Annotated in this window: 11 protein-coding genes; 7 read left to right on the forward strand and 4 right to left on the reverse strand. The window is 64.6% G+C overall.

What is annotated here, in order from left to right:
• The first annotated feature begins 18 nt into the window (after positions 1–18).
• The 6 genes from IC66_RS0113325 (at position 19) to mdlC (ending at position 7,914) form a co-directional block, all read left to right on the forward strand.
• Positions 19–966 carry an ABC transporter substrate-binding protein gene (locus tag IC66_RS0113325; RefSeq protein WP_028142493.1) on the forward strand — a complete coding sequence of 316 codons (948 nt, stop codon included), beginning with the start codon at positions 19–21 and terminating at the stop codon, positions 964–966.
• Between the two features lie 181 nt (positions 967–1,147).
• Positions 1,148–1,615 carry a MarR family winged helix-turn-helix transcriptional regulator gene (locus IC66_RS0113330; protein ID WP_370126384.1) on the forward strand — a complete coding sequence of 156 codons (468 nt, stop codon included), beginning with the start codon at positions 1,148–1,150 and terminating at the stop codon, positions 1,613–1,615.
• Between the two features lie 46 nt (positions 1,616–1,661).
• Positions 1,662–3,371 (forward strand): FAD-dependent oxidoreductase, encoded by a 1,710-nt coding sequence (locus tag IC66_RS0113335; protein ID WP_038947963.1) that lies wholly within the window; start codon positions 1,662–1,664, stop codon positions 3,369–3,371.
• Between the two features lie 75 nt (positions 3,372–3,446).
• Entirely contained in the window at positions 3,447–4,769 is a 1,323-nt protein-coding gene (locus IC66_RS0113340; RefSeq protein WP_244429109.1) for an MFS transporter, read from the forward strand.
• A 40-nt stretch (positions 4,770–4,809) separates the two neighbouring features.
• Positions 4,810–6,258, forward strand: coding sequence for an aldehyde dehydrogenase (locus IC66_RS0113345; RefSeq protein WP_038947965.1), 1,449 nt, complete (start codon positions 4,810–4,812; stop codon positions 6,256–6,258).
• A 48-nt stretch (positions 6,259–6,306) separates the two neighbouring features.
• Positions 6,307–7,914: a benzoylformate decarboxylase gene (gene mdlC / locus IC66_RS0113350; protein ID WP_038947966.1), complete on the forward strand. Its 1,608-nt coding sequence runs from the start codon at positions 6,307–6,309 to the stop codon at positions 7,912–7,914.
• Here the strand turns inward: mdlC and IC66_RS0113355 are convergent.
• From IC66_RS0113355 to IC66_RS0113365, 3 genes are all read right to left on the reverse strand, one after another.
• On the reverse strand, positions 7,911–9,446 hold the full coding sequence (locus tag IC66_RS0113355) for a glucosamine inositolphosphorylceramide transferase family protein (RefSeq protein WP_038947967.1): 1,536 nt from the start codon (positions 9,444–9,446) through the stop codon (positions 7,911–7,913). The two genes, mdlC and IC66_RS0113355, sit on opposite strands and share 4 nt — an antisense overlap.
• 28 nt (positions 9,447–9,474) lie before the next feature.
• Positions 9,475–10,650, reverse strand: a complete 1,176-nt coding sequence (locus IC66_RS0113360) for a glycosyltransferase family 4 protein (RefSeq protein WP_038947968.1) — start codon at positions 10,648–10,650, stop codon at positions 9,475–9,477.
• 240 nt (positions 10,651–10,890) lie between these two features.
• Complete coding sequence (locus IC66_RS0113365) at positions 10,891–12,237, reverse strand: lipopolysaccharide biosynthesis protein (RefSeq protein WP_028142498.1); 1,347 nt, start codon at positions 12,235–12,237, stop codon at positions 10,891–10,893.
• Positions 12,238–12,704: 467 nt separating this feature from the next.
• On the opposite strand from IC66_RS0113365, the gene IC66_RS0113370 reads away from it, so the two are divergent.
• Positions 12,705–13,928 (forward strand): FAD-dependent oxidoreductase, encoded by a 1,224-nt coding sequence (locus IC66_RS0113370; protein WP_038947969.1) that lies wholly within the window; start codon positions 12,705–12,707, stop codon positions 13,926–13,928.
• Between the two features lie 27 nt (positions 13,929–13,955).
• Here the strand turns inward: IC66_RS0113370 and IC66_RS0113375 are convergent, their stop codons facing one another.
• Entirely contained in the window at positions 13,956–15,092 is a 1,137-nt protein-coding gene (locus tag IC66_RS0113375; RefSeq protein WP_028142500.1) for a GNAT family N-acetyltransferase, read from the reverse strand.
• Positions 15,093–15,227 lie beyond the last annotated feature (135 nt).

The raw sequence follows: 15,227 nt of genomic DNA on the forward strand, positions 1-15,227 counted from the left end.
AGACCAGGGAGGAAGTCCATGTTGAAGACGATCATGCTCGCCGGCGCCGCGACGGCGCTTGCCCTCAGCGCCGCGCCATCCTTCGCCAAGGAGCTCAAGTCGATCGGCGTCTCGCTGGGATCGATGGGCAATCCGTTCTTCGTCGCGCTGTCGAAGGGCGCCGAGTTCGAGGCGAAGAAGACCAATCCCAATGTGAAGATCACGGCAGTCGGCTTCGAATACGACCTCGGCAAGCAGGTCACCCAGATCGACAATTTCATTGCCGCTGGCGTCGACCTGATCCTGCTCAACCCCGGCGATCCCAAGGCAATCGGGCCGGCGATCAAGAAGGCGCAGGCGGCAGGCATCGTCGTCGTCGCGGTCGACACCGCGGCCGAAGGCGCCGACGCCACCGTGACCACGAACAACGTGCAGGCCGGTGAGATCTCCTGCCAGTACATCGTCGACAAGCTGGGCGGCAAGGGCGACGTCATCATCGAGAACGGGCCGCAGGTCTCGGCGGTGATCGACCGCGTCGTCGGCTGCAAGAACGTCTTCTCGAAGAATGCCGGCATCAAGGTGTTGTCCAACGACCAGGACGGCAAAGGCTCGCGCGAAGGCGGCCTCACCGTCGCGCAGGGTTATCTGACGCGCTTCCCCAAGATCGACGCCATCTTCGCCATCAACGACCCGCAGGCGATCGGCACCGACCTTGCGGCGCGCCAGCAGAACCGCAGCGGAATCGTCATCACCGCGGTCGACGGCGCGCCCGATATCGAGGCCGCGCTGAAGGATCCGCAGTCGCCGCAGATCCAGGCCTCGGCTTCGCAGGACCCGTTCTTCATGGCGCGGCGGGCCGTGCAGGTGGGCGTCGGCATTCTCAATGGCCAGAAGCCGGCCTCGACCGTCGAGCTGCTGCCGTCCAAGCTGGTGACCAGGGACAATGTCGCCGAGTACAAGGGCTGGACCTCGGATCGTTCCCAGTAAGCGCCCCTTGCCGGGAGCGCTCGAAGCACGGGATGACGGGCGGCGTTTTGATTCATGCCGCCCGTGGCGTCACAGCCGCAATGCGCGCTGATCGGCTGTCCGAGCGCGCGGGCTGCCTCTTGTGTTAGCCTCGCGCAATCTCGATCAGTCCGAATCGGAAGCAGATCTCGTGAAATCCAGGATATCCGGCGCCACATCCGGCACCGCGTGGCGGCATGCCAATATCGGTCGCCTGCTCAACAACGCCGTGCGGCGCTTCGAAGGCCGCGTGCTCGAATTGATGAGCGAGAAGGGGCACGACGAGACGCGCATCGCGCATGTCAGCCTGACCCGCAATCTCGACGTCGAGGGAACGAGGCTCACCGAGCTCGCCCGCCGCGCCTCCATGAGCAAGCAGGCGATGGGCGAGCTGGTCGATCAATGCGCCGAGCTCGGCCTCGTCAATCGTATCGCCGATCCGACCGACCGGCGCGCGCGCATCGTCATGTTCACGCCCGCCGGGCGCAAATGGCTGGATGCGTTCCGCGATGCCGTGGACATCGCCGAGCAGGAGATGCGCGCCGAGCTCGGCAAGGCCACGATGGACGCGATCCTGAAGGGACTGGCGGTCTATGGCGAGAGGTTCGACACGCTCGAGGATGTCGATTAGTCAGGCGACTTGACGATATCGTCAGGCTTCCTTACTATGCAAGATAATGCTGGTAGGGAGAAGCGTCTTGGAAACACGTCTGACGGCCGCGGTGCTCATCGTGGGCGGGGGGCCCTGCGGGCTGATGCTGGCCAACGAGCTCGGCCGTCGCGGTGTGTCCGCGATCCTGGTCGACGAGAAGCCGGGGACCGCGTTCAATCCGCAGGCCAATGCAACGCAGGCGCGCTCGATGGAGCACTACCGGCGGCTGGGTTTTGCCGACGAGATCAGGCGCGAAGGCCTGCCCGCGGACTACCCGACCGACGTTGCGTACTTCACCCGTTATGCCGGCTACGAGCTGGCGCGGTTTGCCCTGCCGTCCTCGTCGCGCGCGGGCGAGCTGATCAAGGGCATGTCGGGCTCCTGGAGCGCGGCGGAGCTGCCGCACCGGGTCTCGCAGAAATATGTCGAGGCGGTGCTGCGTCGCCATGCCGAACGGCTTGCCGGCATCAAGCTGAACTATGGCCACCGGCTGATCGGCTACGTCGAAAGCGATGACGGCATCGTCGGCGAGATCGAATGTCTTGAGGACGGCAGCCGTTTTCAGGTCCGGGCCAACTTCCTGGTCGGAGCGGACGGGCCGCGCTCGACGGTCCGCCAGTCGCTCGGCATTGTCTATGGCGGGGAGACCGGAACGCAGCGTGACTTCATGGGCGGCCGCATGCTGGCGGTCTATCTCCGCTCACCGGAGTTCTACGCGAGCATCCCGCATGCCAAGGCGTGGATGTACAATTGCTTCAACGGCGACCGCCGCGCCTTCATGGCCTCGGTGAACGGGCGTGACGAATTCGCGTTTCACACGCAGCTTCGGCCGGGCGAGGACGAAAGTGCGATCACGATCAACGAGGCCAAGGCCGCGTTCCAACGCGCGTGCGGCGCGCCGATCGATTGCGAGGTGCTGTCCTTCCTGACCTGGACCGCCGGTCACGCGCTGGTGGCGGACGGCATGCAACGGGGCAGGGTGTTCCTCGGCGGCGACGCCGCGCATCTGTTCACGCCGACCGGCGGGCTCGGATACAACACCGCGATCGAGGATGCGGTCAATCTCGGCTGGAAGCTCGCAAGCGTCGTCAAGAGTCTGAGCCCGGCAACGCTGCTCGACAGCTACGAGGTCGAGCGGCGTCCGGTGGCGCTCCGCAATACCGACTATGCGCGGCGCTTTGCGGACTCCCTTGGTCTGTTCGCACCGGCGCCTGAGATCGAGGACGCCACCGACGAAGGCAGCGAGGCGCGGCGGACGGCGGGCATCTATCTCGAGCAGCACGCCCGTGCCGAATTCAACATCCCCGGTGTCACCTTCGGCGGACGGTACCACGGCTCGCCGATCATCGTCTCCGATGGCAGCCAGCCGCCGCCCGATGCCGCAAACGTCTACGTTCCCAGCGCCTGCCCCGGTGGCCGCGCACCGCATGCGTGGTTGGACGATGGCGTGTCCCTGTACGACCTGTTCGGGTTCGAATGGACGCTGCTCCAGTTCGGCGAGATCGCGTCGGCGCCCGCTGCGGTCACCGGCGCCGTCCGCGCGCTCGGGGTCGATTTGAAGCTGGTCACGCTGCCGGCATCCTTGCGCGAACTCTATGGGGCCGACCTCGCCTTGATCCGCCCCGACCAGATCGTGGCCTGGCGCGGCGGCGCGTCACAGGCCGGAACGCTCGGAAGCGTCCTTGCCCGCGCGCTCGGACGCAGCGCAAGCGACAGCGCGCGGCTGGCAAGCTGATCAGTTCTCGCCGCATTCGATCTGCGGCCGTACGCCAATAACAACAAGACGACAATGACACCGGAGGAGGACAACGTGGCAAGAGCATTTGAGGACTACGACGATCATGCTGCCGCCGCCGTCGGCGCCGAGCAGACCGCGAGCAGCCGGCGGCGCATCCTGATCGCCGGCACCATCGGCACCGCGATCGAATGGTACGATTTCTTCATCTACGGCCTGATCGCGCCACTGGTGTTCGACCAGCTGTTCTTTCCGAAGTTCGACCAGCTCACGGCGACCATCGCGGTGTTCGCGACCTTCGCCGTCGGATTTCTGGCGCGTCCGCTCGGCGGGCTCGTCTTCGGCCATTTCGGCGATCGGCTCGGCCGGAAATCCGTTCTTCTGTGCACGCTGCTCCTGATGGGGCTTGCCACCATGTCGATCGGATTGTTGCCGACCTACGCCAGTGCAGGCGTCGCCGCGACCGTCGCGCTCGTCGTGCTGCGCTTCCTCCAGGGGTTTGCGCTCGGCGGCGAATCCACCGCGGCGATCCTCATGGCGATCGAGACCGCGCCCGGCCACCGGCGCGGCTTTTCGGCGGCGGTGATCCAGGCCGCAGGTCCTGTCGGGGTCGTGCTCGCCTCGTTTGCGGCGCTCGCGATCTCGCGGCTGCCGGAAGCGGATCTGCTGTCATGGGGCTGGCGCGTTCCGTTCCTGATCAGCGCGGTACTGGTCGCGCTCGGCGTCTATATGCGGCTGCGCATCGAGGAGAGCGCGACCTTCCGCAAGGCGGAGGAGTCCGAAACGGTGCCGGCCGTCGAAGCGATCAGGGGGCACTGGCGGCCGATCCTCATCGTGTTCTTCGCCGAGATGGCGCAGACGTCCTATTTCTATCTGACCGCCATCTTCACCATCTCCTTCGCGACGCGTCAGCTCGGCGTCCAGAAGGACGTGATCACGCAGGCCGTGTTGTTCGCCAATCTCGTCGGGCTCGTGGCCATGCCGCTGATTGGCGCCTGGTCCGACCGGATCGGACGCAAGCGCCTGTTCCTGGCGGGCGTTGTGCTTGCGGCCATCTCGATGTTCGCATTCTACGGCGTGGTCGCAAGCCGGGACACGCTGCTGATAACGGGCGCGGTGATCCTCGCCGCTGGCATCATCCATCCGCTGATGTTCGGCACCGAAGGCAGCTATTTCCCGGAACTGTTTCCAACCCGCATCCGCTTCACCGGCGTGTCGATCGGAAAGCAACTGGGCACGGTACTCGGCGGCGGCATCGCGCCGCTCGTCGCCACCAGCTTGTTCGCGCAGACGGGCTCCACCTACGCGATCACCGGATACTACGTCGCGCTCGCGCTCGCGGCGATGATCGCGCTCGGCTTCGCGCACGAAACCAGCAAATCGCGGCTGCTCGGTTGAGCTTGGCCAAAGACACCGGCAAGACATCAGGGAGGTTCTCATGGACGTCAGTCTTCTCATCAATGGACAGGATCAGGCCGCTTCGACCGGCAAGGTGTTCGAGCGCCGCAATCCGCTGTCGCAGGAGGTCGCAAGCCGCGCGGCCGCCGCAACCGTGTCCGATGCCGATGCTGCGGTGGCGGCGGCCTCCGCGGCGCTGCCCGCATGGTCGGCGCTCGGCCCGAATGCGAGGCGCGCCCTGCTGCTGAAGGCGGCCGATGCGCTCGATGCCAAGCGTGACGCCTTCATCAAGATCATGATGGCGGAGATCGGCACGACCGAGGTCTGGTCGGCCTTCAACGTCAAGCTCGCGGCCGGGATGCTGCGCGAGGCGGCATCGCTGACGACGCAGATCGCCGGCGAGGTGATCCCGTCCGATAAGCCGGGCTGCGTCGCGATGTCCGTCCGCCAGGCGGCCGGCGTGTGCCTCGGCATCGCGCCGTGGAATGCCCCGATCATTCTCGGCGTCCGCGCGGTGGCGACGCCGCTCGCCTGCGGCAACACGGTCGTGCTCAAGGCGTCCGAGATCTGCCCGGGAACGCACCGGCTGGTCGGCGAAGTGTTCAAGGACGCTGGCTTCCCGCCTGGCGTCGTGAACGTCGTGACCAATGCGCCGGCCGATGCGCCCACTTTGGTCGAACGCCTCATCGCCAATCCCGCCGTGCGACGGATCAACTTCACCGGCTCGACCCGCGTCGGCCGCGTCATCGCCGAGCTTGCCGGACGCCACCTCAAGCCGGTGCTGCTCGAGCTCGGCGGCAAGGCGCCGCTGGTCGTGCTCGACGATGCCGATCTCGATGCCGCCGTCGCGGCCGTGGCGTTCGGCGCTTTCATCAATCAGGGTCAGGTCTGCATGTCGACAGAGCGCGTGATCGTCGACGAGGCGGTGGCCGCCTCTTTTGTCGAGAAGCTCGCAAAGAAGGCGAGCGCGCTTCCGGCCGGTGACCCGCGCTCCGGCCCGGTTGTCGTCGGCTCGATGATCGACGAAGCGCCGGCCAGGCACGTCGTCGCACTGATCGATGACGCCATCGGCAAGGGTGCCGTCAAGCTCGCGGGCGGCGAGCGGGCCGGCACGGTCGTTCCGGCGACCGTGCTCGACCGTGTGGTGCCCGGCATGCGCATCTACACCGAAGAGAGCTTTGGTCCCGTCGTCTCGGTGATCCGCGCGAATGGCGTCGACGAGGCCGTGCGTCTCGCGAACGACACCGAGTACGGCCTCTCGGCCGCCGTCTTCGGCCGCGACGTCGCCCGCGCGCTGACGGTGGCACAGCGTATCGAAAGCGGCATCTGTCATGTCAACGGCCCGACCGTGCATGACGAGGCGCAGATGCCGTTCGGCGGCGTGAAGGGATCGGGCTACGGCCGTTTCGGCGGCCAGGCTGGGATCGCCGAGTTCACCGATCTGCGCTGGATCACCATCGAGACGCAGCCTCAGCACTATCCGTTCTGATGGCTCGAGCAGCGAAGCACCCAAGGAATCTGCGAAGGAAATCTGTCAATGAATTCCAAAGTCTTGACGGTTCGGGAGGCGACCCTCGGTGTGCTTCGCTCGTTCGGCGTCGATCGCGTCTTCGGCAATCCGGGCTCGACGGAGCTCGCGTTTCTCGGCGACTGGCCCGATGACATCGATTACGTGCTCGGCTTGCAGGAAGGCTGCGTCGTCGGCATGGCCGATGGCCATGCGCAAGCGACGGGGCGTCCGTCCTTCGTCAATCTGCATTCGGCGGCGGGGCTCGGCCATGCGCTCGGCAATCTCTTCACGGCGTTTCGCAACAAGACGCCGATGGTCGTGACATCGGGGCAGCAGGCGCGCAGCCTGCTGCAGATGCGGCCCTATCTCTTTGCCGAGGATGCTGCGCAGTTTCCAAAGCCCTATGTGAAGTGGAGCGCGGAACCCGCGAGACCCGAAGATGTCCCGGCGGCGATTGCGCAGGCCTTCCTCGCCGCCATGCAGCATCCGCGCGGCCCGACCTTCGTGTCCGTGCCATCGGATGATTGGGCACGGCCCGCCGTCGCTCCGCCGGTGCGCCACATCGCGACCGAATTTGCCCCCGACTCGGCAGCGATCGTTCGGCTCGGTGCGGCCATCGCCGCAGCCAGGAGACCTGTCTTCGTCGTCGGCCCCGACATCGATCGCAGCGGCTGTGTCGCGGCGATGGTTGCGGTCGCCGAACAGGCGAGGGCGGCCGTGTGGGCAAGCCCGATGTCGAGCCGTTCGAGCTTTCCGGAATTGCATCCGCAATTCGCCGGCTTCCTTCCGGCAGCACCAGGAGGACTCGCCCATGCCTTGCGCGGGGCCGATCTGATCGTCGTGATCGGAGCACCCGTGTTCACCTTCCATGTCGAGGGACAATGCGAATTGCTCGATGATGGAACGCCGGTCTGGCAGATCACCGACGATCCGACGGAGGCCGCGTCCGCTGCCGTCGGCGACACCATCATCAGCACGCTCCCGAAGGCGCTCGTTGCGCTTCAGGCGGCATTGCCCGAAACTGCGGAGCGTCAGGCGCCGGCCGCGCGGGCGCTTCCTGCCGTGCCTGCCGCGCAAAATCCAATTCCTCCGGCCTATGCGCTGGGCCGGTTGTCGGCGCTGATGCCGCCCGATGCGATCGTGGTCGAGGAGGCGCCGTCGCATCGTCCCGCCATTCAACAATTCATGCCGCGACCGGGCTCCGACAGTTTCTACACGATGGCCAGCGGTGGGCTCGGCTACAGCCTGCCGGCCTCCGTCGGCGTGGCGCTGGCGCGGCCCGGCCGCCGCATCGTCGCCCTGATTGGCGATGGTTCGGCGATGTATTGCGTTCAGGCGATCTGGACCGCAGCGCAACGCGGCTTGCCGATCACCTTCGTGATCATGAACAATTCGGGCTATGGTGCGATGCGTGCCTTCAGCCAGCTGATGCAGGCGCATCGCCCGCCTGGAATCGATCTGCCTGGGCTCGATTTCGTTGCGCTTGCCAAGGGGATGGGCTGCGTGGGGCAGCGCATAACGGATGCCGGCGATGTCGACCGCATCTTGAGCCAAGCGTTGACTTCACGTGGTCCCGCGTTGGTCGAGATCGTGGTCGATGACGCCACGACGGACCTGTTCAGCCATCCGCGCTAGCAGGCGGTATGAGGGCTGGTTCGCGCCGACAAGGCCGCCGATGGAAATCTGCCCGCGAAGGCGCGGGTCTTGGGTTGGACACGCGATCCGTCGATCACCTCGAGCCGGCCGCAGCGGTTCAGGGTGTGCAGCTTCCTGCCGGGCCACACCGGTCCGGGCTTCAGAGAATGGCGCACGATCTGCTTGAAGGCGGTCGGCGACAGTTCGATCACTTCCGCCAGCGCGAGCGCAGCGCCGTATCCGTCGGTGCAGTTCTGAACCGGTCGCCACAATTTGTCATTGATCGTGACGAAATTCCCCGCCGGCCGCGTGCTCGCGCGGTCGATCAGGACCGGATTGCTGGCATGGGGCAACCAGGGGCCCAGGAGGTGCACGGCGTAATAGATCGCCAGCGAATCCGAGTAACCGCCGGCTCCGTCGCGCCAGGCGCCGAACAGATAGTTCAGGCCGTTGTGCCGCGTGATCGTGACGTCTGCCAGCTCAAGGCCTGACAGCAGCGTCGCGTGCCGCTCCCATTTGTCCGGGAACCGAACGCATTTGTAGAGGGCGACGTCCCCGTGGAGCGAGCTCTCCGGGATCATCCACAAATCGCCGCCGTCTTCGATCAGGAACGGGTAGGAGAGGTGCCAGGGCTCTTCCAGCACGGGCACGACTTGTCCTACCGGGCCGGTGTCGTTGAATTCGATCGCCGATATGATGCCTTTTCCAACGCGGTGATCGAGGTCTTCGAAGAAGACGAATGTTCGTCCCTGCCAGGTCATGGGAAAGGGATCGGCGTAGAAGTGGTTTCCAGGATCTCCCAGAACGTTCCAGCTTGGACCTGATAGATCTCCGGTCTGCCAGACGCCCGCGCCGTCATTGAAGCGCCACCCGACATGCCAGTGAGGGGCATAGCAGCACAGGCGATAAATCTCCTTGGCGATCGACACGGCAAGGCCGCGCGCGACATAGCCAACGGGGCCACGACGCGGGCCATCCGCTGCCGGACGCGCCAGTTGCGGCACAAGCCGCCGTCGTCCCGATAGGATCGCCGCCACCATGGTCAGGGTTCGCGCCATGACGGTTTCGAGTGCGCCGCTCAGGCCGGCGGCAATTTCTCCGGATGGATGGCCGCGATCGAGGACCGAACCGTCGACCTCGTTGACGATGTCGATCACCGGCAGGTCGCCAGTCAGAATGGCGGCGAGCGCGGCGTTCTCGCCTGCAACGCCATTGAACAGCGGACGGAGATACAGCCGGGCGGAGTCGTTCGGATCGCGCGCGCCGCCGGTGAAGTCGACGATTACGTCGGCTGTCTCGGTGCGAGCCCGCGTCGGTCCCGGAATGACGTTCAGCCTGTGGACGCTGCTGTGTTTGCCCTTGTGCAGCACCATGCGTTCGAGCTCGAACAGGGCGTCGAGACCTGCGGGCCGCGGCTCGGCCTTCGCCGTCCACGCGATTTGAACCGGAACTTCCCGGCCGTCGATCAGCAGCGTCTCGCGACCCATCCACCGCCGCGCGTACTCACGTTCACAGCGAAACTCGATGATCATGTCGAGCCCATCTATTCCAATCGTCCGGTCAGATGACCTGGCCGAGAATTCGAACGTATTCCTCCACCATGGCATCTACCGAATAGCGCAACCGCAAGCCTTTGGCGTTTTGTCGCAGTTCGTCGCTTTGATGTTGGTCCGTCAGCAGCCTGGAGACGGCCGCGGAGAGCTTCGCATGATCGGAAGCGTCGACGAAGAGTGCCGTCGGTCTTCCTTCGTAGGACAACACTTCGCGCAGGACGGGAAGATCGGTGACGACGGAGGGAACACCGGCGTTCGCAGCCTCGACCGCGGCCAGACCGAAGGTCTCGGCCTGTGTCGGGAATACGAACACGTCCAGGCAGGCGAGAAAGTCCGCCATCCGGGTGGGCGGGATTTCCCCAAGCAAATGCAGCCTGTCCGACACCTTCAATTCACTCGCCAGCAGCTTCAGCCGGCCCTCGTCGGCTCCCTGGCCGGCAAGCGCAAGGTGCCAGGACGGCTGATCCGGTAACAGACGTATCGCCAGATCGAGACGCTTGTGCGGATGCAGTCTCGCTGCGCAGCCGAGCAATATGCGATCCGGCGGCAGGCTGAGTTTTTGTCGTGCGGCTTCCTTCGACAGGGTAAGGGCCTTGTCATCGAAGCCGTGCGGGACATGCACCATGCGCGACCGGTAGGCCGCGGGGTAGCGCGAATATTCGCGCTGCATGTCCTGCGAATTGAGCGTGATGCGGTCGAAGAAGCCAAGGCTACCCATGAAGATGTCGGCCGTGCGGACCGGCCAGCTCATCGACAGCGCGGATGAAACCTGATTGGCGATGACAGGTGCGCGGCTGACGAGGCGCGTCACGCCGCCGCCGATCACGTTGCCGAAATGCTGGAAGGTCAGGACGGCGTCGGGTTTGATGGTGCTGATATGGCGGCCGAGTGTCCACAGCATCCGCAGCAACGCCATCGGATTGCCCGGCCGGCTCGGCGCGCAGTAGAGCGTATCGGGCGGCTCATCGAAGGAATGCGATTTACGGAAGAAGAAGAGATTGGTGACGCGGTAGCCGCGCGCGGTCAGCCCGGCGCCAAGAAGCCTGGAGATCTCCTGCGCTCCGGCGTTCTCGGCCTGGGTTTGCGCGAGAAGCACGTGCAGCTTTCGTCTGCTGCCGTTCGACCGCGCGGGTGCCGTCGCGGTCGTCTCGCCCAATTCCTTATTCGGCTGATAGTGGAGCACCGATCCCGACCCGCTAAAGAAACGAAATCTTCACCTTCTTAACTCCGTACCTATCATGCGGGGATCGCGCGGACACCGACTAGCAGCAAACGGAGTTAATGCCAGGCTTGGCAGTCGACATCGTTCCCGCAGGCATTTCGCTGGTTCCCGGCTGCTGCGCGGCGAGCGCGCGTTAACCAATCGATCTTGCGCGCGGCCAGCGCGTGATCGCGGACCACCGGGCGACGGCGTGATTGAGGCCTAGTCGCTGGAGTCGGCGCCGCGCACTGCATAATTGCGGCGCTTCAAGGCGGAGAAGCGCAGCAGCACGAGGATCGAAGGATCCACCCCTGTTCGCCGGCGGCAGAGGACGTTCAGGGCGATGGTCGCGAGCGCCAGCGACACGGTCGCCGAAATCGCCGCGCCAAGCACGCCGAGCCAGGGAATGAGGATGAGAAATCCCACGAGCCGCAGCGCGACATTGGCGGCAACGACGGGAACGTAGATCCGTTCGTGGCCGGTCAGCTGCAGGATCGCAGCAGATGGGCCGCCTGCGGCCTGGATGGCCGTCCCGATGGCGAGCACGATCAAGACCGAGTGCTGCGCGGTGAAATGAGGTCCGAACAGGTTGAGGAGATAGGGGCCGCCGATCCAGATCATGGCGAGCCCGGCGACCACGCATAGCGCGGTCACCTCCGCCATCAGCTGCAAGGTTCGCTCGAACTCCTGGTGGTTCTTGCTGAAATACAGCGAGGGAAGCCGGCGGGCTCCGAACGTGTATAGCGCCGCAGACAGCATGGCGAAGATATTGGCAAGGCGCGATGCGGCAAAGTAGATACCGGCAGTTACTGGATCCAGCATCCAGTACACCAGAATGACGTCGAAATACTGGTTTGCGGCTTCAAGAATGGATGCAAGCCAGAAGTGCAGGGCGCTCGAGCGCCAGCGGGACGTTTCGGAGCGCGCCGGCGTACCGCGCAAATCCGGCAGCACGCGCGCGATCGAAACGATTTGCGCAACCAGGCCCACGGATATGGCAATTGTCATCACCGCCATCAACTCGGCGGGATCGAGTTGCCGATGACCAAGCAGCATGGCGAGCAGAAACAGGACGACGATGACTCGCCAGAAGAACTCGCGATTTCCTTCGCCCGTGAGAATGCTGACCAGTGAGCGTGCGATCTGGCTGCCGAGCATCACGCCGGCATTCGCGGCCGTGTAGGCCGATACCGCAAGTATGAGCAGCCACCCATCGCCTCTCATGTTCGCCGCGATGGCGATCCCCGCGATCACGATCAGCATTGCGATCGAGGTAATCTTGAAGCTCGATAAGAGGACACCTTTGGTGAGATCCGGCCTGTCGCCGACCTGATATTCGTTCAGGAACCGCACCAGCAACGATTCCTGGCCGACCAGTCCCACGACGGCGGCGATCTGGGCAACCGAAAGCCAGGTCGCAAAGATACCGAAGCCGTCGGGCGACATCGTTCGTGCCGCCAGCGAAAACAGCGCAAACGCGAGCGCGCCGCTACCAACCTTGAGCAGGATGGTCCCGACGACACCGCGCGTGACGTCGCGCCGCATGAGCTGGAGGATGGATTTGATCATGAAGTTTAAGGAGCTGCTCTCTCCTGAAGAGACATGTTCCGATACCGGTGACAACCTAGCATGCCGAAGAAATGCGAGTGTTAATGCAGGGCATCCAGGATCTCGCCTGCGGCGTCGATGTCGCGCTCATGCCGGTTGCTTCACTGTGGAACATCACCGTCCCCGTTGTCCCAAATAGACCAGGGCCGAGCTCAGGCCGACTGACGGCATAGCGCCGCATCGACGGCCGAGAAAGGCGAGATCAGCGGCTTGAATGCCGAATGCCTCGCCGGGATCGACCGCAGAACTGCCAGAAGCCGGAATTTACGGAGAATCCCGAGCAAGAGGCGTGCCGGCTTTCGTCCGGGCGGCCGGGTCCCCCGCTTCATTAACCTCGATACCGAGAAATGATCGCGTTTGGTCCTGCGATGCGACATCAGGCCGGAGAATTGCACGTGCGGCTTTGGTTGACCGTGGGAGCCTGGATCATGACGGCGGATAGAACTGTGACCGAGCCGATCGGCGCAGCTGGCACTTCGACGATCGTCGCGGACATCGCGATCGTCGGTGGTGGCCTTGCAGGATCGCTTGCGGCGGCCGTGCTGGCGCGGGCAGGGCGTCGCATCGTCCTGATCGACAAGCGGGCGGTCTATCCGGACGAGTTCCGGGTCGAAAAGATCGGCGGCCATCAGTTGGCGATGCTCCGCAAGCTGGGCTTCCTCGACGCGCTCGAAAATGTCGCTTGTCGATATGATCAGGTGCTCAATATCCGGGAAGGCAAGGTGGTCGATGTCAGCGTCGGCCAGGCCTACGGATTTCCCTATGCTGATCTCGTTGCGATGGCGCGCAGCCGGATCCCCGAGCCATCCGATCTGATCGTCGACGAGGTCACCGCGATCAGCTGCAGCGACGACGTCCAGCATCTCGAGCTGGCGTCCGGACGGCGCGTGACTGCGCGTCTCGTCGTTCTCGCCACGGGCATGGCGGCGGCTCTCGGTTATAAACTCGGTATCAAGCGGCAGATTCTGGCCGAGCGCCATTCGGTTTCGTTCGGTTTCACGATCGCCCGCCGCGATGGCGCGCCGTTCGATTTCGAGGCACTGACCTGCTATGGCGAGCGCACGGCCGACGGCATCGACTATCTCAGCCTGTTTCCCGTGCGCGCCGGCATGCGGGCCAATCTCTTCATGTTCCGCGACCCGACCGATCCGATCATGCGCGAGCTGCGTCGTGAACCGGAAGCGACCGTTCTGCGTCTGCTGCCGGGATTGCGGCCCTATCTCGGCGATTTCCGCGTCACCGACCGTGTCCAGAACTGGGTCATGGATCTGACCGTCGTCGAGGGACATCTCCAGCCCGGCATCGTGCTCATCGGCGATGCGTTCCAGACCAATTGTCCCGCCGCCGGCACGGGCGTCGCGCGCCTGCTGGTGGACGTCGATCGTCTGTGCACCGAATATGCGCCGAAGTGGCTCGCGACCCCAGGCATGGACCAGGAGAAGATTACGCAGTTCTATTCCGATCGCGACAAGATCGCGGCGGATCAGCAGTCCCTCAAGATGGCGCGCTTCCGCCAGGCCCTGACATCCCGCAACGATATCGGCTGGGATGTCCGGCGCCGGCTGCACTTCCTGCGGCGCAGCCTGACACACCGCGTCGATCAAATGCATCCCGGCTGGCTCGGGCGTGTTCGCGGGGCGTTGCGCGCCTGAGTTCCGCGGCCCTTCGCCTGCCGTTTTTCAGCGCGTGGGCGTCGAGGTGCGGGCGGGCAGGAGCCGCAAATCCGAGAGCCGCTTGGCCGCCAGTTTGAGCCAGGGAGCCTGCTTTAGCGCGAACAGGGCGATGGCACCTGCGGTGCTGCCGGCTTTCGTGATCGCCCACATCGGCGAGGGCTGTCCGCCGAACAGTTTCTTGTATGGCTCGTCACCGATGGTGAAATCGAGCATCTGATCGCCGCGCTCGATGCAATCCCGCGCTACCTGCTCGAACATCAGCGCGCCCAGGGACTGGCTCTTGTACCCGGCAATGTCGAAGGCGCTCATGATGATGAGGAAGCTGCCCTGATGGCAGAGGCCGAGCACGGCGGCGATCACTTCGCCGTCCATCTTCATGGCATAGAGACGCACAAAGGAGCCGAGCCCACGAAGGGCCACGTCGGAATAGAAGCCGAAATATTCGGGACGCTGGAGCAGATCTCCGTCGCCTTGCGCCTGAAAGCGCGGACCGCGAAACTTCCTCATCACGTCCATCGCCTCGAGCACGGAGGCGCTGTCGTTGCAGCATGAGAAGCTCAGCGCGCCCTTCTTCTGGAGCTGACGATATTTCTTTGCGAGCTCCTTCTGATAGGAGCGATCGATCGCACCGGCCCGCCATTGCTCGAACGGCGCGACCAGGACCGTCGCGTAGGCGTTGGTGTCCATCGATACGCGGCGGGATGCGGCCAGGAGGTTCTCGATCGGAAGCCGCCCGTCGGGCAGCTTGGTGATCCGGAGCAGATCGAAAGGGCGAACGAGGCGCCGAATCTCCGCGCATGCGTCCGCGTCATCGAGCAGTTGCGAGAACACTTTCGGGCTGCAAACCGGCGCCAGATAGTCGGAGACGCGGAGGTCGGCGAACTCGACGGTTCGGATCGGGCCGCGCCGGATCCGGAGCAAGGGCAGCACCATCGCAAGGGCGCCCGTCGCGCGGTGGCGGACCACGACGACCAGAGGTGTCGCACCCGCATCCGAAGCGAGCCTGGTGTAGAGGCTGTGCAGCCAGATCGGATGCTGGAACGCAGTGGCGGCCGAGCGATCAAACAGCTCGGCATATTCCGGAGACAGAAAGTCGAACGCCTGCTCGATGACGATGTCGAACGTGTTGCTAAGTTTGTTCATGCGCAATCAGGGAAACCGGATAATTCGCGAAGTCGATCGAGCCGTGGCTACGCTTTATAGCAGGGTCGTTACGGGCGAGACACCGGCGGTGTGCGATTTGCATTAACGCGCTCAACCACGTTCGTATCGTTACCA

The organism is Bradyrhizobium genomosp. III (genome assembly GCF_000261705.1).
GTDB lineage: Bacteria > Pseudomonadota > Alphaproteobacteria > Rhizobiales > Xanthobacteraceae > Bradyrhizobium > Bradyrhizobium ottawaense.